A 21,074-nucleotide genomic window follows, 5' to 3' on the forward strand; every position below is an offset into this window, starting at 1 on the left:
CGTCATGATCTCGCTTCGGTGCAGCGGATGGGGGGAGAATCGCATGGGTGGGGAGCGGGGGGATAGATCGGCGCAAGATTCTCGCAACGCCTTGCCCGGCCTCACGATTGTGGCTCCGCTCACCCCCATCCATCCCCCCGTCAGAGGGGGGGGGTGCCGCATCGAGTTTGGGGGACCATCGAGCCAACCTCGGTGGCGGGTGGGTGTTCCACCCAAAAGCAAGCGGGGCCGGTCCTTTCGGAACCGGCCCCTAAGCCCCGCGAGCAGGAGGCTTGTTCGGTTATTCGATGGTGCCGACGGACCAGAACAGGGTCTCGCCCGAGGAGTCGGCGACGCCGTCGTTGTCGGTGATGACGAAGCCGGTGCCGGCTGCATCGATGGCGAAGCTCTCGACCTTGTCGACCACGTAGCCGTTGCTCAGGGCGAGGTCCGAGATCAGGTCGCGGACTTCCTCCTTGCTGACGACCGGCAACTCACCGCCGATTTCGGCGCCGACGAGGGCCGAGACGGGGACACGGTAGAGCTTCTTCAGCTTGGCCTTCTCGGCGATCTGGTTGTCGCGCTCGATGATGTAGACGTAGTCGCCGTGCGCAGTGATCTCGGAGACGCCGTTCCAGGCGCCATCGGCCGGGGCGTCGAGCGGGTAGCGGACGGCCGACCAGGCCTTGTCCTTGAGGTTATAGCCGAGCAGCTTCACCTGCCCCGCCGGATCGTCCTTCCATTCGCGCTGGATGGCGACCCAGAGGGTATCGCCGACCTTGGTGACACCTTCCGCGCCGAAGCGGATCTCGCTCGGCAGCAGCTTTTCGGGGAACGCCACTTCCTCAGCGATCTTGCCGTCGGCATCGACGTGGTAGAGCGCATGCGGTGTCAGCTTGTCGCTGCGGCCTTCCGAGGCCACCCAGAAGCCGCCCTCGCCATCGAGGGTGATGCCTTCGAGGTCGAGCTTCTGCGCGGCATCGCCGCCACGGGTGATGATGGTCTTCTTGACGATCTTCGCCGGCTTGGCGGTGGCGTCGATCTCGTAGATCGCCGGGGCAGCGGACAGCACGCTATCGCTCACGGCGTAGAGGATGCCGGGCTTTTCAGCATCGGCGACGGCGCCCGAGATGGCGGCCCAGCCGATCGGGTGACCGTCGGCATCGAGATCGGAGATCAACTGCGGATAGGCAGCTTCGCCTTCGGCTCGCTCATAGAGCATGACATGCGAACCGGCGAGGCCGTCGGCCCGCAGGTCGACCTCGTTAGCCGTAGCCAGAAGGTTACGCGACGGGATGGCGACGAGGCCTTCCGGCGAGATGCCCGACGGCAGCGACTGCAGGTATTCCGGCTCGGCGCCGGTGTCCTTGTAGATGGCAACCAGCGAGGAGCGCTCCTGCGCAACGAAGAACAGCTTGTCCTCGCCGAAGGTCGCTGCATCGAGACCCTCGGGCTCGACGCCCTTCTTGTTGCGCGCTTCCGGATAATGTCCGAGGCGAGCCGCCTCGAGTTCCATGGACGGGCCGCTCTCGTAGGCGACGGTGCCGTCCTTGTTGAAGATGGTGAAGCTGCGCGAGCCCCCCTTCCAGTCGCCTTCGTTGGCGACGACCAGGCGGTTGTCATCGAGCCATTTCACGGCGTCGGGCTCACGGGCGACGTCTTCCATCTTGCCGGTGAACTTGAGGGCGCCGTCCTTCTTGGTGTCGATGCCTTCGAGGCTGACGGTGCCAGCCGAGAAGTGCGACTTCACCGTGCCGGTCTTGCCGTCGATGATGACGATCTCGTTGTTTTCCTGCAGCGTCAGCGCGATCTCGTCGAGGCCGTTGATGGCGACGAATTCCGGCTCCGCATCATCGCCGGCCACAGCCGCGATGCCGGTGAGATCGACCTTCTCGAGGCTCTCCGGATCGAGGGCGCCACCGGTGATCGACAGGACGACGAGATAGCCGGCGGGCAGTTGCGGGATGTCGCCGTCGTTCACTTCCTCGTCGCGCTCATTCTCGATGGCGATGGCGAGCAGCGTGCCAGCGGCATTGTGAGTGATTGAATCAGGCTGGCCACCGAGATCGACGGTGGCCTCGATGGCCTTGGTGGTGAGGTCGACGACGACCAGCTTGCCGGACGGATTGGCCTTGCTCTCCGAGGTATTGACCGCGGCGTAGACCTTGGTGCCGACGATGGTCACCGAGGTGGGTTCGCCGTCGAGGGCGAGGAAGCCGGCGGCCTTCGGGGCCTTGGGGTCGGTGATGTCGACGAAGCCGATGCCACCGGCCGGGCTGTCGGAATAGACCAGCGTCATGCCGTCTTCGGACGCGGTGACGATTTCCGCCGAGGTCACCTTGGCCTCGGGGCTGTTCAGTTCGACCGGGAAGCTGGCGATGCGGTTGAACACCGGCGCGGCATAGGCGGACGTGGCGAGCAGGCCGACCGTGAGGCCAAGGAGAATGGATTTGAAATGCATTTTTGGCGTCCCCTGAAATTCAGGGCTTCGGCTTAGGCACGCCGGACTACGGCCACGTGACGGTGCCATGACAGAACTGTGACGGACCCCCGCGCATATACATCGCGTGCGTCACTCCCTATATTCGCAAACGAGAACGAAACAGGATTCGTCATTCCCATATGCCAGCCGAACCGCATCGCCTCGACCGGCCTGCTGCCGGGTCGATCACCAGCCAATTCGGCCGGGGAGCAGGCGCGCCCGATTACCTGAAGGGCCTCAACGAGGAGCAGCGCGACGCCGTGCTGACCACCGAGGGTCCGCTGCTGGTGCTTGCCGGCGCCGGCACCGGCAAGACGCGGGTGTTGACGACGCGCATCGCACATATCCTGAACTCGAAGAAGGCCTGGCCCTCCGAGATCCTGTCGGTGACCTTCACCAACAAGGCAGCGCGCGAGATGAAGGAGCGCATCGGCAAGCTGGTCGGCGAAGGCGTCGAGGGCATGCCGTGGCTCGGCACCTTCCATTCGATCGGCGCCCGGCTGCTGCGGCGGCATGCCGAGCTGGTGGGGCTGCGCTCGGATTTCACCATTCTCGATACCGACGACCAGATCCGGCTGATCAAGCAGCTGCTGGAAGCGGCCAATATCGACGAGAAGCGCTGGCCCGCCAAGCAATTCGCCGGGATGATGGACAACTGGAAGAACCGGGGCCTGCTGCCGGCCGACGTGTCGATGGCCGATCGCTCGGCCTTCGCCAATGGCCGGATACCGGACCTTTACCAGCAGTACCAGAACCGGCTGGCGACGCTGAACGCCACCGACTTCGGCGACCTGCTGCTGCTGTGCATCAAGCTGTTCCGCGAGAACCCGGATGTGCTGGCCGAATACCATCGGCGCTTCAAGTACATCCTCGTCGACGAATACCAGGATTCGAACGTCGCGCAGTACCTGTGGCTGCGGCTGCTGGCACAGGGGAAGCCCGCGCCGGAGGCCAACCTCTGCGTGGTGGGCGATGACGACCAGTCGATCTACGGCTGGCGTGGCGCCGAGGTGGACAACATCCTGCGCTTCGAGAAGGACTTTCCGGGCGCCAAGGTGATCCGGCTGGAGCGCAACTACCGCTCGACCTCGAACATTCTCGCCGCCGCCTCGCACCTCATCGCCAACAATGAGAGCCGGCTGGGCAAGACCCTGCAGACCGACGTCGGCGAGCCGGGCGAATTGGTGATGGTCACCTCGGTATGGGATTCCGATGAGGAAGCCCGGCAGGTCGGCGAGGAGATCGAGCAGTTGCAGCGCCAGGGCGAGGAGCTGAACTCGATGGCTATCCTGGTGCGCGCTTCGCACCAGATGCGCGCTTTCGAAGAGCGCTTCATAACGCTGGGGCTCAACTACCGCGTCATCGGCGGCCCGCGCTTTTACGAGCGGAAGGAAATCCGCGATGCGCTGGCTTACCTGCGGTTGGTGTGGAACCCCAACGACGACCTCGCCTTCGAGCGCATCGTCAACACGCCTAAGCGCGGGCTGGGGGATTCGACGCTCCAGATCCTCTACGACGCGGCGCGGCGCCAGGGCACTTCGCTGGTCGCGGCGGTGCGGATGCTGGTGCAGACCGAGGAGCTGAAGCCCAAGCAGCGGACTACGCTTCGGCAGCTGATGGACCAGTTCGACGATTGGGGGCAACGCGCCCGGGCGATTTCTTCGGATGACGAGATCGAGAGCGGTCCAGGGTCGCCCGTGCGCAAAGACCCGCCGCATGTCGCGCTGGCTCAGCAGGTCCTCGACGAGTCGGGCTACACCGAGATGTGGCAGAACGACAAATCTGCCGAATCCGAGGGCCGTCTCGAAAACCTGAAGGAGTTGGTGAACTCGATGGGCGAGTTCGACTCGCTCGGCGGCTTCCTCGAGCACGTCTCGCTGGTCATGGACCGCGATACCGGCGAGGCCGACGACGCGGTTTCGATCATGACGCTGCACTCGGCCAAGGGGCTGGAGTTCAACACGGTGTTCCTCCCGGGCTGGGAGGAAGGGCTGTTCCCGAGCCAGCGCACGCTCGACGAACTCGGCCGCGCCGGGCTCGAGGAAGAGCGCCGGCTCGCCTATGTCGGGCTGACCCGCGCCCGGAAGCGCTTGCGTGTCTCGGTGGCGCAGAACCGGCTAACGCACGGGCTGTGGCAGGCGGCGATCCCGTCGCGCTTCCTCGACGAACTGCCGGCGGCGGCCGTCGAGGTGAAGGACACCGGCTCGGCCTACGGAGGCTACGGCTATGGCGGGCGCTCGGGCGGCGGTCGCTTCGACACTCGCGACCCGTTTGACTCGGTCTACGAAACGCCCGGCTGGCAGCGTGCCCGGGCGCAGGCCTCGTCCCGCAAATCGGCGGGCCCGCTGACCATCGACGGCGACCTCGTCGCCCGCTCGGTCGACGACGGTCGCGGCTCGGCCTATTCGGTCGGCGAGCGGGTGTTCCACTTGAAGTTCGGCTATGGCCGGATCGAGCAGATCGAGGGCAACAAGCTGACGATCGAGTTCGAGAAGGCGGGCCGGAAGAAGGTGCTCGAGAGCTTCGTGCAGAAGCCGTAGGGCGCTATCCTTCGATCATCGCGGCATGGGCCTCGCTCACGCCGATGGCGGCAAGGCGGTCGAGCGTAGCGATGACCAGCACGGTGTCGGGGCAGATCACCAGGCTGGTCATCTTGCCCCACCTGATGTGCACTGCGTGGATGCCCGCATTCGTCGTCACGACACCATCCGTTCCCGAGTTGCGCTCGCACCACCTGACGACCGCCTGCGTGTTCCAGGGTGTTCCGCTGACCGCGATGCTGTCGATGTCGAAGTGGATGTCCGGCATGAGGCGATAGAGTCGGCCGTACCAGGCTTTCGTGCTCTCAATTGAGGTTCGCCGTCCTCCGAGTGCGCTGCCGCCGAGAAAGACGTGCTCGAACTGCTGAGCGAAGGCATCGAGCACCGGCTGCGAGTCGCCGCGATTCACCGCGTCGAACAAGGACCTGATCACCCGTCGGACGATGGCGTGGTACATTGAGACTCTCCTTGCGGCCGATCGTAGCGCAACGTCGCCGAAATTCACTGCGGCGGACTGACCTCCCCCGCCCCGTGAACGACTAGGGCCGCACCAGGCCGCCAAAGTAGTCCAGCACGTAGGCCTCCACGCCGCCGACCTCGATCACCTCGCGTCCGTGAAAGTGCGCGGCATCGCCAGTCGAGCTGTCGCGGTAGGTGCCGTGTGGTCCGGTCCATTCGAAGCCGCCGAGGAAGCGGCCCTCCGCGTACATGGCCGAAAGCGCCGACTTGATGGTGGCCCCGGCGCGGTGGGCGTCGATGAGGTCCGGGCGCAGGATGTAGCCATAGTAGTTCATCGCCCAGACCGGCTCGTCGCGTAACCAGACAGTTTCCTGTCCGAGAAAATCGGTGCCGCCGAAATAGCTGTCGCGATAGGACCAATCGCCATCGGCGAAGGTGAGGTCGTGCGAGCCGGTGCGGCTCGAGGCGACCTTCGCGCCGCCGCCGACGTAAGTCTGGCGCTTGGCGAGAACGATGAACCGGTCGAGGGTGGCAGTGTCCATTGGGCTTCGATCCTCATTGTGGCGGACTGACTTCCCCGGCCTTCCTCCGTTCGATCCCCAGCTTGTGCTCGCGGTAGATGATGAACAGGCCCGAGCCGACGACTATCAGGCCGCCGACCAGCATCTCGATCGTCGGGATGTCCTTGAAGAAGATGTAGCCGATGATCACCGAGAGGATCAGCGAGGCATATTCGAACGGGGCGACCACCGACATGTCGGCGTGGCGGTAGGACTCGGTGAGGAGGATCTGGCCGATGCCGCCGAAGATGCCGGCGCCGACCAGCAGCGCGAACTGCTCTGGGGTCGGCATCAGCCAGCCGAACGGCATCGAGCAGAGGCCGATGATCGAGGAGGCGATCGAGAAATAGAGCACGATGGTGGCGGAGCGCTCGGTCTGGACGAGCTTGCGCACCAGCATCATGGCGGTCGCTGCAAAGCAGGCGGCGATCAGCGCCGAGACGGCGCCGAGTGTGGCGCTGCTCATGTTCTCGAGCCCGCCGGAGAACACCGTGAGGCGCGGCCAGATGATGATGATGACGCCGACGAGGCCGACCAGCACCGCACTCCAGCGATAGAGCCGCACCACCTCGTGATAGAACACGGCGCTGAACACCACGATCAGCAGCGGTGTCGCGTAACTGATGGCGATCGCTTCGGGCAGCGGCAGCTGGGTCAGCGCATAAAAGCCGAAGGCCATGCCGCCGGTGCCAACGAGGCCGCGCCACAGATGGCTGACCGGGTGACGGGTCTTCAGTCCGACACCGAGCTCGCCGCGGGCGATGAGATAGACGAGGATCGGCAGGATGGCGAAGAACGAGCGAAAGAACACCAGTTCCCCGGCCGGGATATCGTCGGAGGCCTTGATGAGGCTCGACATGCCCAGGAACACGCACACCGAGCTGAGCTTGAACCCAATCCCCGCCATGGCGTTATCGGGGGGCGTGGGCATGAGCGTCGACACGAGGGCAAATCTTTCGAACGGCGGGAAAGCGGACGATAACGATCCGCCCGCTACATTCGCGAGCTTCGCCGTGGCGTGCAACAGTTGATCGCGTGGCGAAGGGGACTGGCTATCCGAACGGCGTTGGATTTTAGTCTTAGCTCGATCGTGGGGCGCCTATGACCGACATGACCGAAGCGGTCGAGACCGTTGTCGAGAGCATCCCCATCATCGCGATGGTGCTGGCGGGCCTGTATGCCATCGCGCTGATCTGCGCCGTGCGCGAGATCAGCGTGTCGCGGACCTCGCAGGGCTCGATCGCGTGGCTGGTGTCGCTGGCGTTCCTCCCGTTCCCCACCACCATCATCTATCTGGTGTTCGGCTGGAAGCACTTCGACAGTTACGCCCAGACCCGCATGCAGGTGCGCGCCTCGCGTCTGATCCGCAGCGAAGATCTGGCCGTGATCGACCGAGAGGCCGGCGCTGAATGGCCGGTGCAGCGTCGCGCTGCCGGCATGCCGTTCCTCGCGGGCAACAAGGCTGAACTGCTGGTCGACGGCGACGCGACCTTCGAGTCGATCTTCGAGGGGATCGCGGCGGCCAAGACCTACATCTTCGTGCAGTTCTACATCCTCAGGGCCGACCCGTTGGGTCAACGGCTGGCGGCGGCCCTGCTGGAAAGCGTCAGGAAGGGCGTGGCGGTCTACATGCTGTACGACGACGTCGGCAGCAGCGGACTGTCCAGGGAGTACAAGGACCGGCTGTGGGCCGGGGGCGTAAGGATCTACGGCTTCAACCACCGCCACAAGTTCCTGAGGCTGTTCGGACCCATGCGGATCAACTACCGCAACCACCGCAAATCCGTGGTGGTGGACGGCAAGGTCGCGTGGACCGGCGGGGCCAATATCGGCGTCGAGTATCTCGGCGAGGACACCCGCTACGGTGCCTGGCGCGATACCCAGCTCAAGCTGGAAGGACCGGCTGCTTCGTCCGTGGCGCTGATCTTCCAGGAAGACTGGCTCTGGGCCACCGGCGAAGTGCTGGAAGTGCCGTTGCCGAACCCGGTGGAGGAGCCCGGTGACGTTTCGGCACTGGTGATGGCAACCGGGCCCGCCGACAAGCTCGAGGCCTGCGCCATCGCCTTCGTCGACGTCATTGGCCAGGCGCAGAAGCGGCTATGGGTGGTGAGCCCGTATTTCGTGCCGGACACCGACATGCGCACCGCGCTCTATGCGGCGATCCTGCGCGGCGTCGACGTCCGCATCATGCTGCCGGCCAAGCCCGACCACATGCTGGTCTGGCTTGCGAGCAATGCCCATGCCGACGCCATGGTGGAACACGATATCGCCATCTACCGTTACGAGAAGGGGTTCCTGCACCAGAAGGTGCTGCTGATGGATGACAAGATCGCCACCGTTGGCACGGTGAACTTCGACAATCGCTCGTTCGCCATCAATTTCGAGATGACGGTGTGGATGCCCGACGGCAACGTCATCAGAGCCGTGGAGAAGATGCTGGAAGCCGATTTCGCCAACTGCCGGCAGGTGACCAAGGAGGAGGTGCTGAAGCGGCACCCGATCCCGCGCTTCATCTCGCAGGCCGCCCGCCTGTTCTCACCCATCCTGTAGGCCCCAGTCCCCGGTTCAAATGGTCAAGTTCGCCTCATACAATATCAGGAAGAGCATCGGCACCGACCGGCGCCGCCAGCCCGAGCGCATCATGAAGATCCTCGCCGAGGTCGATGCCGACATCGTGGCGCTGCAGGAAGTGGACCGCCGGTTCGGCGAGCGCGCGACGACGATCTCCCCCGACCTGATCGTCGACTTCACCAACTACATGCCGGTGCGCTTCGGCATCCGCGAGCAGAGCCTTGGCTGGCACGGCAACGTGCTGCTGGTGAAGAAGGGCATCGAGGTGCGCAACCCGCAGCGCATCGAACTGCCGGCGTTCGAGCCGCGCGGCGCAGTGATGGCCGACGTAATCATCGGCGGCATCGCCATGCGCGTCGTCGGCATGCACCTGGGTCTGCTCGGCAACTCGCGTATGAAGCAGGCCGACGCCATCGTGGCGCACCTCGAAAAGCTCGAGGAGCACATGCCCACCGTGATCATGGGCGATCTCAACCAGTGGGCCGAGGACGGTAAGTGCCTGCAGGCGTTCGGTCGGCACCACGACGTGATCCCGCTCGGGCCGAGCTTCCATTCCCGCCGCCCGATGCTGCAGCTCGACCGCATCATCACCAGCCGCGACTTCCGGCTCGAGGCAGCGGGCGTGCACCAATCGGCACTGGCTCGCACCGGCTCGGACCACCTTCCGGTCTGGGCGACGCTATCGCTGGATCGCGCGGAAGCGGCTGCTTAAGGCTGACGGTTGCCAGCCATTGACTTACGGCGCTGCTGCCCCGAAACAGCGGCGAACAGGACATTTCCCATGACGCTCTCGCAACTCTCTACTCCGCTCACCAAGGACCAGGCCTATGCGCTGGTCGACGCCGTGATGGCGCGCGAGGACATCGCGGTGACCGCCTCGGCGCACGAGGACGCGGACAGCGGGGAGTGGGTGTTCGAGGCGACGTGCACCAGCGAGCCCGACCTCGAGGCGTTCAACGCCATTGCCCGCGAAACGCTGGGCGGCGACGTGAGCTTTGCGGTGGAGGCGATCGACCCGACCGTCAACTGGGTGGCGAAGTCGCTCGAGGGGCTGCAGCCGGTGGTCGCCGGCGGCTTCTACGTGCATGGCAGCCACGAAGAGCACCCTGCCCCATCAGGCCTCACCGCCATCCGCATCGACGCGGCGCAGGCCTTCGGCACCGGACATCATGAGACGACGACGGGCTGTCTCGAAGCCATCGACAAGGCGCTGAAGCGCAAGCGCTTCCGCTCGATGCTGGACGTGGGCACCGGCACCGGCGTCTTGGCGATTGCGCTGGCGAAGCGCACGCACCTGCCGGTTCTGGCGAGCGATATCGACCCAATCGCCGTGACGACCACGGTGGAGAACGCGCGCGACAATGGCGTCGGCCGCTACATCATCGCCATCGAGGCGACGGGCCTGGAGCATCGGCAGATCGCCGCCAGCGCGCCATACGACATGATCGTCGCCAACATCCTCGCCGGACCGCTGGTCGCGCTGGCGCCGGGGATGCGGAAGATGGCGGGCATAGGCGCTACGGTGATCCTCTCGGGGATTCTGAATACCCAGGCGAACCGGGTGATCACTGCGTATTCGCGGCAGGGACTCGTACTGCGACAGCGCATCGTGAAGAAGGAATGGACGACGCTGGTGCTGGAGCGGGTTTGAGGCGCTGCTGAAGCGTTACGGGCTTCCCACCCCCACCCTTAATCCCTCCCCACAAGGGGGAGGGAGAAGCAAGAACCGCGGCAGCGCAGCGAACTCGATCGGCTTCCCTCCCCCTTGTGGGGAGGGAATGAAGGTGGGGGTGCGGAGCCACCGACGTTCGGGCAAAGCAAAGTCCCCGGACCTTGCGATCCGGGGACTCCTCAAAACGGATAGTCCAAACCCCGCGCCAACGCGCGTCGGTCTTAGTTCGGGCGCTTGGTGAGCGCGCCGAGCAGCAGGTGCTCGCGGCTGCGACCGACGCTACGGGTGGCCTCGCGGCCCCGCGCTTCGATGACGCTGCCGAGCGCCTTGCGGAAATCGTTCTTGCTCTCGGGCATCGTGTTCTCCCGGTTCCTTCTCAAGTGGCCATTCTGCCACGATCAGTAGATAGTCCGGACCGATCGGTCCGGTAAGTCCTTGTTGCGAAAGGCAGCCATGCCAAAGATGCAGGGCGCGTTAACAACGGATGAATCGCTCAGATCCGCTGGTCGTCGAAAGCCGCCTTGTGCGCTTTCAGGTACTCGGTGATGTAGCGCTGCGCGGCTTGCGTGCGGCCTTCCATCATCGATTCGAAGACGCGGCGGAACAGGGTCTTTCGTTCATTCATGTCGATGCTCCTTAAGAGCCCCGGCGATCCAATGCCTGCCTACCGCTGAACCGGGAATGAACGCGAACCGCGGCTTGGGAACTGCAATTGGCTCTGTTAGGGTCCGCGCCATTCCTTTTCCCGGCAAATTCATCATGACCGACAGCGCCTTCGCCCCGACCGTCTACCAGACCTTCGACAGCCGCACCGACCCCAAGACCGTCGCCCCGCGCCTCAAGGCGCTGCGGGCTGAGATGCGCGACGCGGGGATCGATGCGTTCCTCGTGCCGCGCACCGATGCGCATCGCGGCGAGTCGGTGCCGGCGAGCGAGGCGCGGCTGGCCTATGTGACCAGCTTCACCGGTTCGGCAGGCCTCGCCATCATCGGCAGCCGCAAGGCGGCGCTGTTCGTCGATGGACGCTATACGCTGCAGGCGCCGGCGCAGACCGACACCAAGCTGATCACCGTGCTGGAAGCGGCGCAGGGCGGACATTCGCCCAAGATCGCCGAGTTCGTGCCCAAGGGCGGCAAGCTCGGGTTCGACCCGTGGCTGCATACCCCCAGCGAGATCGCCGACCTCGAAAAGAAGCTCGCCGCCAAGGCGACGCTGGTGCCGGTGTCCAACCTGATCGACCGCACCTGGAAGGACCGCCCTGCCCCGCCGAACGCGCCGATCGAGTTCCTCGGCCACAACCGCGCCGGCAAGACCGCGCCGGACAAGCTGGCCGAGATTCGCGCCAGCATGGGCGAGGACAGTGCCGATGCACTCGTGCTGACGGTGCCGGAATCGATCAACTGGCTGTTCAACCTGCGCGGCCGCGACGTGCCCAACGTGCCGGTGGTGCTGTGCTTCGCGCTGGTGCCGAAGTCCGGCATGCCGACCCTGTTCTTCGACAAGGACAAGATCACCCCCGAACTCCGGCAGGGGTTGGAAGGGTTGGCGAAGGTCGCCGACGTGAAGACCATGGTCGCGGCGCTGCGCAAGCTCGGCGCCGGCGATAAGCGCGTGATGCTCGACCCGGCGACGGTGCCGGTAGCCGTGGTGCAGGCGATCAGCGGCGTCAGCGAGGCCACGCTGGTCGAAAAGCGCGATCCGGTGCTGCTGCCCAAGGCGAAGAAGAACGACGCCGAGCTCGCCGGCATGCGCGAGGCGCATAAGCTCGACGGCGTGGCGATGGCGAAGTTCCTCCACTGGTTCGACCATGAGGCGCCGACGGGCAAACTCGACGAGATCGGCATCGCGACGGCGCTGGAGAGCTTTCGGCGCGAGGAATCGAGCCTCGTCGACATCAGCTTCGACACCATCTCCGGGGCGGGCTCCAACGGCGCCGTGATCCACTATCGCGTCGACGAGAAGACTAACCGGCAGCTGAAGCCGGGCGAGCTGATGCTGGTGGATTCGGGCGCGCAGTATCTGTCGGGGACGACGGACATCACCCGCACCATGTTCACGGGCAAGGCGACGGCCGAGCAGAAGGACCGCTTCACCCGCGTGCTGCGCGGCATGATGGCGATTTCGATGGTGCGGTTCCCCAAGGGCACCAACGGCAGCCAGATCGACGTGCTGGCCCGGCAGTTCCTGTGGGAGGATGGCATCAACTACAACCACGGCACCGGCCATGGCGTCGGCGCCTTCCTCTCGGTGCACGAAGGTCCGATCGGCATATCGAGCCGCTACTCAGTGCCTTTCGAAGCGGGAATGATCACCTCGAACGAGCCGGGCTACTACAAGGCGGGCGCTTACGGCATCCGCATCGAGAACCTGCTGGTGGTGCAGGAGAGTGAACTCGGCGAGGGCAAGTTCCTCGAGTTCGAGACGCTGACGCTGGTGCCGATCGACCTGCGGCTGATCAACGAAAAGCAGCTGACCGGGCCCGAAAAGGCCTGGCTCAACGCCTACCACAAGCGCGTGTTCAAGGAGATCGGGCCGCTACTGAAGGGCGAGGTCAAGGGGTGGCTGAAGGAGGCCACGCGGGAGATCTAGTTCACGCCGAACGGATCGTATTGCAGCAGCCAGGACAGCAACCAGTTCTGGCTGCCGGCGAGGGACGCCACATCATCGACCTTCCACCCATCGGCTTCGCGCACCATGGCGACGCTGATGAGGCTCAGGTGGTCGAAGTTGTGGAAGCTGACAGTGGAGACGGCGCGATCGCCGGTGATCACTGGCTCGCCGATGACGACGTCCATCAGCAGCGAGTTCTGACCCTCGATGAACGGATCGAACGCCAGCATGTCGGGCGCATCGGGATCGACGGCGGCGCCCTTCTGGTCGACGCTCTGGCGCTCGAGGTTGGCGGCATAGAGGTCCTAGAGGCGCAGCGAGTAGAACTTCTCGAGCCCGTCCTCGTGCTTCTGGCCGGCGCTGTAGGGCTGGTAGATCGCCTCCACCAGCGACTTCGGACTGTCATAGGCACTCGATGCGCCCGTGAAGCCGAGGATCAGCAAAAGACTTGCAATGATGCGCCGCATGACCGCCCCGTCGTGCCCGATTTCGATGGTCTCGGGCTAGCAAGCGGTTTGGGCGCATTAAGGGCTGCGCCGTGCCGCAATCATGGCAGCGGCGCCTGCAGGATATCGAGCAGATCGTAGCTGTAGTCGGCGCTGCCGCCCCAGACGTCGTCGACCTTCCAGCCGTCCTCGTTGACCAGGAGGAAGCCGAGTTCATTGGGAGTGCCCATGTTCTCGAACGTGACCCTGACCACAGCCCTGCCACCGGCATAGTAAGCTTCTCCGACCTCTAGCTTATCGAGCTGGAAGTCTTGGCCGTTCACGAACGGATCGAAATCGATTCGGCCAATCTCGCCGTTCGCTTCCGCGGCATCCTTGTCGTAGAGCGAGTTGAGGCGCTCAGAGCGAAAGGGGCGCGGGTCATCAGGGTAGATCTGCGCCGGCCCATAGACCGCATACACCGCTTCAACTGCCGCGCGGGCGTCGGTGGAGGACTGGGCGAGCGCCGGCTGCCCCAGCAGCACCAGCGCGGCAACGGCGATCAATAGGCGCATCATGAACCCCTCAGTTGAACCAGAAGGCGTAGCCGATCAGGGCGTCGCCGAAGACCTCGTTGGCGGCGCGGAACGACTCGGCGCTGGCGATGGGGCCGTCCTTGAGGAACGGCAGCGCGTCGTAGCCGGTGATCAGCATAACGAGGTCGGTCTTCTTGGCTGTCTCGAAATAGGCCTTTAGGTCGAAACCCTTATGGAAGCGCCAGTGCGGGATGAGCAGCTTGCCGTCGAGCACCTGGTCGGCGGTGTCGAGCGTCGCCATCCAGGCTTTCACCTGGGCGTCTGTGATCTTTGCGTCGGGTGTGATGCCCGTTTGCTTGGGGCTGGGTAGCAGCTCGCGGTTGTCGTCGGTCTCGGCGAGGATGGCCTCCCAGTTCCGCCGCGACAGCGCCGTGATGTCCTTGAAGCGCGCGAGGACGCGCTTCAGCCGGTCGGGTTCGACCACCGGCCAATTGAGGTGATGGATGGCGGCCAGCGCATCGGCGATGGCGTTGTCGGAGGCCGGATCGAGCATTAGCGAGCCGGTGGAAGTGGTGTAATCCTGCATCGGCAGGCCGGCGCGCGGGAAAAGCCGGTGGAAGGTGGTGTCGAAGAGCTGGCGGAAATCGTGGGCGAGGAGGAAATCCGCCTGCGCCGCGAGGATCTGCGAGTAGCCCGCCAGCCAGATCGCATCGGCGCGATCGAAGCCGACGGTGGAATCCGGTGGGGGCGGCGTGACGGGCGCCGGAGCATTGGGCTCGGACGGGCCAGGAACGGTCACGCCACCGAACATCGCGTTCAGCACGTTGCCGATGCTCTCCGACTCGCTGCCGGCATCGTCGCCGTCGAGATCGATGCGGACCTTCAGCACCTCGACCGGCACGACATAGTCGCCGGTCTCGCCTGCGGCGAGCAGCGCGTCGCGGGCGGCATCCATGTCATCGACGAGGAGCTGCAGGATGGCGCGGAACTTGTCGTAGTCGAGCGGCTCGGGGTTCGGATTGACCGGCACCGGCATGGCCAGCGGCGCGCCCATGATTGGGCCGGCATCGGGCGAGGCGAAGCCGTGGCGGTAGAGGCCCTGGGCGAAATGCTCGACGCCCTGGATGAAGCTGAGCAGGCCGACGCCGAAGCGCCCTTCCATGTCCTGCCGCTCGTAGAAGGGCTTCAGCTCGGTGAGCCCCTGCCCGATCGTTCCGGCATAGAGATGCTTGCGCGAGATGTCGCCGGCCTCGCCCGCGAGGGCCGGGAGTGAAAGCGCCGCACAGAGTGCGACAATCGCAAGTCTCAGCATCCCGATCCTCCAGGGCGTTGGGCTATTTGGCAGCCAACTCAAGCCATTGATCTTCGTCGAGAACAAGGATGCCGAGTGCCGTGGCATCCTTGAGCTTGGAGCCGGCACCGGGGCCGGCCACCAGGATGTCTGTGTTCTTCGACACCGAACCAGCCACCTTGGCGCCCAGCCGCTCGGCCATCGCCTTGGCTTCGCCGCGGGTGAGCTTTTCGAGGCTGCCGGTAAAGACGACGGTCTTGCCCGCCACCTCGCTGGTGGCCGAGACGGTGACGACATACGGCTTCGGGTGCACCTGCAGCAGCAGCGCATCCAGTACGTCGTCGTTGCGCTCGTTGCCGAAGAAATCGATCAGCGCCTCGATGACGGTGTCGCCAATGCCGTCGACCGACGGGAACACCGAGTGCGGGTCGTCGGCGTAAGCGGCCGTTTCCTTGCCGACGCGGATCAGTTCCTCGATGGTCGAGAAGGTCTTGGCCAGCACCGCCGCCGTGGTCTCGCCGATGTGGCGGATGCCGAGGGCGAAAATGAAGCGATCGAGCTCCGGCTCGCGCCGCGCGTCAATGGCAGCGAACAGCTTCTCTAGTCCTTCGAAGCTGCGGTCCTCGACGCTGCGGACGTTCTTCCGGGTCTTGCCCGACGCTTCCTCTCTGAGCCGCGCCTGCTCGTCACGCCGAGCGGCAAAAGCCTGCTGCACTTCCGGGCGGCGATCGCGCAGCGTGAAGATGTCGGCAGCGGTTTTGACGAGGCCGGAATTGAAGAACAGGTCGATGTTCTCGGCGCCCAGCCCCTCGATATCCATGGCGCCGCGCGAGACGAAGTGGCGCAGCCGCTCGACCGCCTGGGCGGCGCAGATCAGCTCGCCAGTGCAGCGGCGGCGCGAGTCTTCCTTGCCGGTCTTCTCATTGAGCTCGCGGGTCGCGGGCGAGCCGCAGACGGGGCAGACATGCGGGAACTCGTACGGCACCGCGTCGGCCGGGCGCTTTTCGAGCACCACGCGGACGATCTGTGGGATCACGTCGCCGGCGCGTTGGATTACCACCGTGTCGCCGATGCGGACGTCGATCGGCTCATCGCCGCGGATCGGCGCGCCAGTCGAGTCGATGCCGGCGATGTAGTCTTCGTTGTGGAGGGTGACGTTCTCCACCACCACGCCGCCGACGCCGACCGGCGCGAGGCGCGCGACAGGTGCGAGAGTGCCGGTGCGGCCGACCTGGATGTCGATGGCACGGACGGTGGTGAAGGCCTGCTCGGCGGCGAACTTGTGCGCCACGGCCCAGCGCGGCTCGCCGCTCGAAAAGCCCCAGCGGCGCTGTAGCTCGAGATTGTCGACCTTGTAGACCACGCCGTCGATGTCGTAGCCGAGCGAGGAGCGGAGTTCCTCGATCTTCCTGTATTGGGCGACCAGTTCGTCGATCGAACTGGCACGCACCATCAGCGGGCTGATCGCAAAACCCCATTCGCCGAACTTCTGTACCGCCTCATATTGCGTCGGCGCCGGTTCGACGGTCGTCGCTCCCCAAGCGTAGGCGAAGAACTTGAGGTTGCGGCTAGCGGTGATCGACGGATCCTTCTGGCGAAGCGAGCCAGCCGCGGTGTTGCGGGGATTGACGTATTCCTGCCCGCCGACGGCAGCAGAGCGCGCCTTAAGCGCCTCGAACTCGGCCATGGTCATGTAGACCTCGCCGCGGATTTCGATACTCGCGGGCCAGCCCGAGCCTTTGAGCTTGTGCGGAATGTCCTTGATGGTCCGGAGATTGGCGGTGATGTCTTCGCCCACAGCGCCGTCGCCGCGCGTGGCGCCCTGGACGAACACGCCGTTCTCATAGCGCAGCGAAGCCGAAAGCCCATCGATCTTGGGCTCGGCGGTGAAGACCAGCTTCAGGTCCTTGTCGCGCTCGAAGAAGCGGCGGCCGCGCTCGATGAAATCGACCACGTCCTCGTCGGTATAGGCCTTTGCGAGGCTGAGCATCGGCACGGCGTGCCGGACCTTGCTGAAACCCTCGACCGGCGCGCCGGCGACCTTGTCGCTGAGGCTGTCCGGCCGCTTGAGCTGTGGGAAGGCGATCTCGAACGCCTGGTAGCGGCGCTTCAGCCCGTCGTATTCGGCATCGGTGATCTCGGGGGCGTCGTTCTCGAAATAGGCCCGGTCGGCCTCGCTCAGCAGCTCGTGCAGCCGGTCGAGCTCCGCCTTGGCCTCCGCCTCGGAGAAGCTCTCGATCTCACGTTCCGCCTCGCTCACGATACCTCCGAAATCAACTTCCCGGCCGCGGCGCGCGCCTCGTCGGTGACCTTGGCGCCGGCCAGCATGCGCGCCACCTCTTCCTGCCGCGCCTTGCCGTCGAGGCGACGCACGTGGGTGCGAACGAACGCCCCCTCCTCGATCGCCTGCTTCTCGATCAACAGGTGGCTCTGTGCCCGCGCCGCAACCTGCGGAGCATGGGTGACGGTGAGCACCTGCACCTTGCCAGCGAGTCGCGCCAGCCGGCGGCCGATGGCATCGGCCACCGCACCGCCGACACCCGTGTCGATTTCGTCAAAGATCAGCACCGGCGCCGAGCCGCGATCGGCCAGCACCACTTTGAGCGCGAGCAGGAACCGGCTGAGTTCGCCGCCCGACGCCACTTTCAGGATCGGGCCGGCCTGGGTGCCGGGGTTGGTCTGCACATGGAAGGCGATCTGGTCGTGGCCGGAGGCAGCGACGCGCGCGGGATCGACCTGGCGGTCGACGATGAACTTGGCGGCGCCGAGCTTGAGGTCAGGCAGTTCGGCCTCCACGGCCTTGGTGAGGGCCGCAGACGCCTTCTCGCGCGCCTTGCTGAGGGCGGTTGCCGCGGCGGCATAGGCGCTGCGGGCAGCCTCGGCGGCGACTTCCAGCGCCTTCAGCGACGTCTCCCCGCTCTGCAGCATGTCGAGATCGTTCTGGTACTTGGCGAGTATCTCGCCCAGCCCGTCGCAGGTGGTGTGGTGCTTGCGGGCGGCAGCACGCAGCGCGAACAGCCGTTCCTCGACCTTTTCGAGATCGGCCGGATCGAACGCCATGTCGCGCTTCAGCAGCTCGAGCGCATCCGAGGTGGCATCGAGCGACACGAGGGCCGTGTCGAGTGCCTCGACGATCGGCTGGAATACCGCCGCGCCGGCATCCGCCTTGCGCACCAGACGCCGCATCAGCCCGGCGAGCACCGGCCCGGGCGCGGTCGGGCCGTTGAGGATCTCATCGGCGTCGCGGACCTCTTCGGCGGCCTTCTCCAGTGTCATCAGACGCTGGCGGCGCTCGGCGAGGACTTCCTCCTCGCCCGGCTCCAGATGCATCTCGCCGAGCTCGGTGACGACGTGGCGGGCATATTCCTCGCGCGCCATCGCCTCGGCGATCACGGCGCGCTGGCCGGCTACGGCCGCCTCGGCCTCGATTAGCGCCTCGTAGGTGCTCCAGACGGCGCTGGCGAGGGTTTCGTGGCCACCGAAGGCATCGAGCGCGGACCGGTGAGTCGCGACGTCGATCAGCGCGCGGTCGTCGTGCTGGCCGTGGATTTCGACGATTAGCTTACCGACCGCCTGTAGCAGCCCGGCGGAGACCGGCTGGTCGTTGATGAAGGCGCGGGTGCGGCCGTCGGCCAGCTGGACGCGGCGGAGGATGATGTCCTCGTCGTCGGCGATGGCGTTTTCGCGCAGCGCTTCGCGAGCCGGGTGGTTGCGGGGCAGCTGCAGCACCGCCACCACCTGCCCGCTCTCGGCCCCTGTGCGCACCAGCGAAGCATCGCCGCGGCCACCAAGCGCCAGCGTCAGCGCGTCGAGCAGGATGGACTTGCCGGCGCCGGTCTCACCGGTAAGTGCGGTGAGGCCGTCTTCGAGCGTGAGATCGAGCTGGTCGATCAGGACGATGTTTCGAACCGAAAGCGCATTGAGCATTCGGGAGTGGCCCCTCGGTGGTCGACCGGCCGAACGGGGCCGAACAAACTTGCGCCGTACAGCCTAGCTCAAAGGGGAACAAACAGGCAACGAAATTGTTGCCCGCTTAGCTCTTCTTCAACTGCGCGAGGCTGCTATTGGCGTTGATCTGCGGCGTGACGCCCTGCTTGGCGAGCAGATCGAACGCCTGCTTGTACCAGCTGCTCTGCGGATAGTTGTGACCGAGCACGGCCGCGGCAGTCTGCGCCTCGGAGACGAGGCCGAGCGCCAGGTTGGCTTCGGTCAGGCGGAACAGCGCCTCTTCGATGTGGGTCGAGGTCTGGAACTGCTCGGCGACCACGCGGAAGCGGTTGATCGCGGCCGGGTAATTGCCGTTGCCGAGATAGTAGCGGCCGACCGACATTTCCTTGCCAGCGATCTGGTCGACGCCGACAACCATCTTGTCCTGCGCGTCCTTGGCGTACTTGCTGTCCGGATAGTTTGCGATGATCAGGCTGTAGGTCTCGATGGCATCCTTCGAGATCTGCTGATCGCGCGTGATGTCCTTGATCTGCCCGAAGTACGAGTTGCCCTTCAGGTAGAGGACGTAGGGCATTTCCTTGGAGGTCGGATAGAGCGCCATGTAGCGGTCGGCGGCGAGAATCGCTTCCTCGAACTTGCCGATGCGATAGTTGCCGTAGACCTCCATCAGCTTCGCCTTCTCGTTGAACTCCGAGAACGGATGCTGGCGCTCGAGCTTTTCAAGCGTGGCGACGGCGGTGACGTAGCGCTGCTTCTCCATCTCGTCGAGCGCCTGCTGGTACAGGGTCTCGGGCGGGATGATCGCTTCTTCCTTGATCTTGGGCTGGCCAAACAGGTTGCAACCGGCGAGCAGCACCACAACGCAGCCCATCAGCACGAAGCGTGAGAACCGGCTCGAAAAACCTGCATGCTGAGAGATCGTCACGACCTGCCCCATCCCTTAACGCATCACCTGAAACTGGCAGGCGAACTACTGACAAAAAAGATCAAAACTGTGGCGCTGGCCGATCAACCGACCGAACGCAGATAGGACTGCACATTGAGTCCTTCCGGCATGTCGTCGAGCGCGTCGAAGGCTGCCGGCAGCTGGTCGGCAGTGACGATCTCGTAGTTGGCCTCGCTGGCGAAGAGCCCGTGCAGAACCAGGGCGTTCAGGGCGTGACCGCCCTTGTAGGAACGGAACCGGCCATAGATCGGCAGGCCGCAGAGCGCGAGGTCGCCGATGGCGTCGAGCAGCTTGTGGCGGACGAACTCGTCCTCGTAGCGCAGGCCGCCTGGATTGAGAATCCGATCTTCGTGCACGGTGATCGAATTTTCCATCGAGGAGCCGAGCGCGTAACCGGCCTGGCGGAGAATCTTGGCATCGCGGACGAAGCCGAAGGTCCGGGCGCGCGACACGTCCTCGTAGTACTTGCGCGGCGTCCAGTCGAAGATCATCCGCTGGCGGCCGATGACGCGGCTGTCGAAATCGATCTCGAGGTCGAGCATCCGGCCATTGTATGGCTCGAGCGCTGCAGAGGCCTCGTTGTTGCGCACCAGCACCTGGCGCATGATCTTGATGTAGCGGCGCGGCGCCGGCTGCACCATCAGGCCCACTTCCTGGATGCCCCGCACGAAGGGCGCGGCGCTGCCATCGAGGATCGGGCACTCGGCGCCGGTGAGGATCAGGTGGGCATTGTCGACGCCCATGCCCGAAAGGGCGGAAATAACATGCTCGACGGTGGCGACGGAGACGCTGTCGCCGAGATCGAGAGTGGTGCAGAGCGTGGTGCGGGTGACCCGCGAGAAGTGCACCGGCACGGGACCGACGCGGCGACCGTCATCGAGCAGGCGGGTGATCGTATAGCCACTATCGGGAAGTGCGGGCTCGATGGTGAGCGTGACGGGAGCGCCGGAGTGGACGCCGAAGCCGCTGAACTCTAGCGCTTCCGCCAAAGTCCGCTGCCGCGCCGAAAGTTTCTGCATGCTCTTAGGACTCCATGCCCCAACGTAAACCGGGAG

Annotated in this window: 19 protein-coding genes; 5 read left to right on the forward strand and 14 right to left on the reverse strand. The window is 65.1% G+C overall.

The window, feature by feature from the left end:
- Positions 1-280 precede the first annotated feature (280 nt).
- Positions 281-2,440, reverse strand: a complete 2,160-nt coding sequence (locus AC1DYL_RS00005; RefSeq protein ID WP_477171585.1) for an esterase-like activity of phytase family protein — start codon at positions 2,438-2,440, stop codon at positions 281-283.
- Between the two features lie 161 nt (positions 2,441-2,601).
- On the opposite strand from AC1DYL_RS00005, the gene AC1DYL_RS00010 reads away from it, so the two are divergent.
- Complete coding sequence (locus AC1DYL_RS00010) at positions 2,602-5,001, forward strand: ATP-dependent helicase (RefSeq protein WP_477171586.1); 2,400 nt, start codon at positions 2,602-2,604, stop codon at positions 4,999-5,001.
- Positions 5,002-5,005: 4 nt separating this feature from the next.
- On the opposite strand, the gene AC1DYL_RS00015 is transcribed toward AC1DYL_RS00010, so the two are convergent.
- The 3 genes from AC1DYL_RS00015 to AC1DYL_RS00025 form a co-directional block, all read right to left on the reverse strand.
- The gene (locus AC1DYL_RS00015; protein WP_477171587.1) at positions 5,006-5,458 is read right to left on the reverse strand and encodes a nuclear transport factor 2 family protein; all 453 of its coding nucleotides are present in this window, start codon (positions 5,456-5,458) and stop codon (positions 5,006-5,008) included.
- A gap of 82 nt (positions 5,459-5,540) precedes the next feature.
- Positions 5,541-6,002: a DUF5680 domain-containing protein gene (locus AC1DYL_RS00020; protein WP_477171588.1), complete on the reverse strand. Its 462-nt coding sequence runs from the start codon at positions 6,000-6,002 to the stop codon at positions 5,541-5,543.
- 13 nt (positions 6,003-6,015) lie between these two features.
- Positions 6,016-6,951 carry a DMT family transporter gene (locus AC1DYL_RS00025; protein ID WP_477149070.1) on the reverse strand — a complete coding sequence of 312 codons (936 nt, stop codon included), beginning with the start codon at positions 6,949-6,951 and terminating at the stop codon, positions 6,016-6,018.
- Between the two features lie 170 nt (positions 6,952-7,121).
- Between AC1DYL_RS00025 and cls the strand changes: the two genes are divergently transcribed.
- From cls to AC1DYL_RS00040, 3 genes are all read left to right on the forward strand, one after another.
- On the forward strand, positions 7,122-8,570 hold the full coding sequence (gene cls, locus AC1DYL_RS00030) for a cardiolipin synthase (RefSeq protein WP_477171589.1): 1,449 nt from the start codon (positions 7,122-7,124) through the stop codon (positions 8,568-8,570).
- A gap of 19 nt (positions 8,571-8,589) precedes the next feature.
- Positions 8,590-9,303 carry an endonuclease/exonuclease/phosphatase family protein gene (locus AC1DYL_RS00035; protein ID WP_477171590.1) on the forward strand — a complete coding sequence of 238 codons (714 nt, stop codon included), beginning with the start codon at positions 8,590-8,592 and terminating at the stop codon, positions 9,301-9,303.
- A gap of 69 nt (positions 9,304-9,372) precedes the next feature.
- Positions 9,373-10,242 carry a 50S ribosomal protein L11 methyltransferase gene (locus AC1DYL_RS00040; protein WP_477171591.1) on the forward strand — a complete coding sequence of 290 codons (870 nt, stop codon included), beginning with the start codon at positions 9,373-9,375 and terminating at the stop codon, positions 10,240-10,242.
- A gap of 242 nt (positions 10,243-10,484) precedes the next feature.
- Here AC1DYL_RS00040 and AC1DYL_RS00045 read toward each other — a convergent pair whose 3' ends face one another.
- Positions 10,485-10,619, reverse strand: coding sequence for a hypothetical protein (locus tag AC1DYL_RS00045; RefSeq protein WP_257720968.1), 135 nt, complete (start codon positions 10,617-10,619; stop codon positions 10,485-10,487).
- 137 nt (positions 10,620-10,756) lie between these two features.
- The gene (locus tag AC1DYL_RS00050) at positions 10,757-10,888 is read right to left on the reverse strand and encodes a hypothetical protein (RefSeq protein WP_477171592.1); all 132 of its coding nucleotides are present in this window, start codon (positions 10,886-10,888) and stop codon (positions 10,757-10,759) included.
- A gap of 134 nt (positions 10,889-11,022) precedes the next feature.
- Between AC1DYL_RS00050 and AC1DYL_RS00055 the strand changes: the two genes are divergently transcribed.
- Positions 11,023-12,852 (forward strand): aminopeptidase P family protein, encoded by a 1,830-nt coding sequence (locus AC1DYL_RS00055; protein ID WP_477171593.1) that lies wholly within the window; start codon positions 11,023-11,025, stop codon positions 12,850-12,852.
- On the opposite strand, the gene AC1DYL_RS00060 is transcribed toward AC1DYL_RS00055, so the two are convergent.
- The 8 genes from AC1DYL_RS00060 to lpxC form a co-directional block, all read right to left on the reverse strand.
- On the reverse strand, positions 12,849-13,103 hold the full coding sequence (locus AC1DYL_RS00060) for a hypothetical protein (protein WP_477171594.1): 255 nt from the start codon (positions 13,101-13,103) through the stop codon (positions 12,849-12,851). The genes AC1DYL_RS00055 and AC1DYL_RS00060 overlap by 4 nt on opposite strands.
- Before the next feature lie 75 nt (positions 13,104-13,178).
- A complete protein-coding gene (locus AC1DYL_RS00065) occupies positions 13,179-13,340 on the reverse strand; it encodes a hypothetical protein (RefSeq protein ID WP_477171595.1) in 162 nt (53 codons plus the stop codon).
- A gap of 80 nt (positions 13,341-13,420) precedes the next feature.
- Positions 13,421-13,876, reverse strand: coding sequence for a DUF3828 domain-containing protein (locus tag AC1DYL_RS00070; protein WP_477149039.1), 456 nt, complete (start codon positions 13,874-13,876; stop codon positions 13,421-13,423).
- Positions 13,877-13,883: 7 nt separating this feature from the next.
- Positions 13,884-15,146: a hypothetical protein gene (locus AC1DYL_RS00075; RefSeq protein ID WP_477171596.1), complete on the reverse strand. Its 1,263-nt coding sequence runs from the start codon at positions 15,144-15,146 to the stop codon at positions 13,884-13,886.
- A 22-nt stretch (positions 15,147-15,168) separates the two neighbouring features.
- Positions 15,169-17,385: an NAD-dependent DNA ligase LigA gene (gene ligA, locus AC1DYL_RS00080; RefSeq protein ID WP_477171597.1), complete on the reverse strand. Its 2,217-nt coding sequence runs from the start codon at positions 17,383-17,385 to the stop codon at positions 15,169-15,171.
- Entirely contained in the window at positions 17,382-19,052 is a 1,671-nt protein-coding gene (recN, locus tag AC1DYL_RS00085; RefSeq protein WP_477149036.1) for a DNA repair protein RecN, read from the reverse strand. The genes ligA and recN overlap by 4 nt, the downstream gene beginning before the upstream one ends.
- A 106-nt stretch (positions 19,053-19,158) precedes the next feature.
- Positions 19,159-19,998, reverse strand: a complete 840-nt coding sequence (locus tag AC1DYL_RS00090; RefSeq protein WP_477149035.1) for an outer membrane protein assembly factor BamD — start codon at positions 19,996-19,998, stop codon at positions 19,159-19,161.
- Positions 19,999-20,081: 83 nt separating this feature from the next.
- Entirely contained in the window at positions 20,082-21,038 is a 957-nt protein-coding gene (lpxC, locus tag AC1DYL_RS00095; RefSeq protein ID WP_477149034.1) for a UDP-3-O-acyl-N-acetylglucosamine deacetylase, read from the reverse strand.
- Positions 21,039-21,074: the final 36 nt, after the last annotated feature.

It is taken from the genome of Devosia sp. P1_H9 (genome assembly GCF_056405135.1).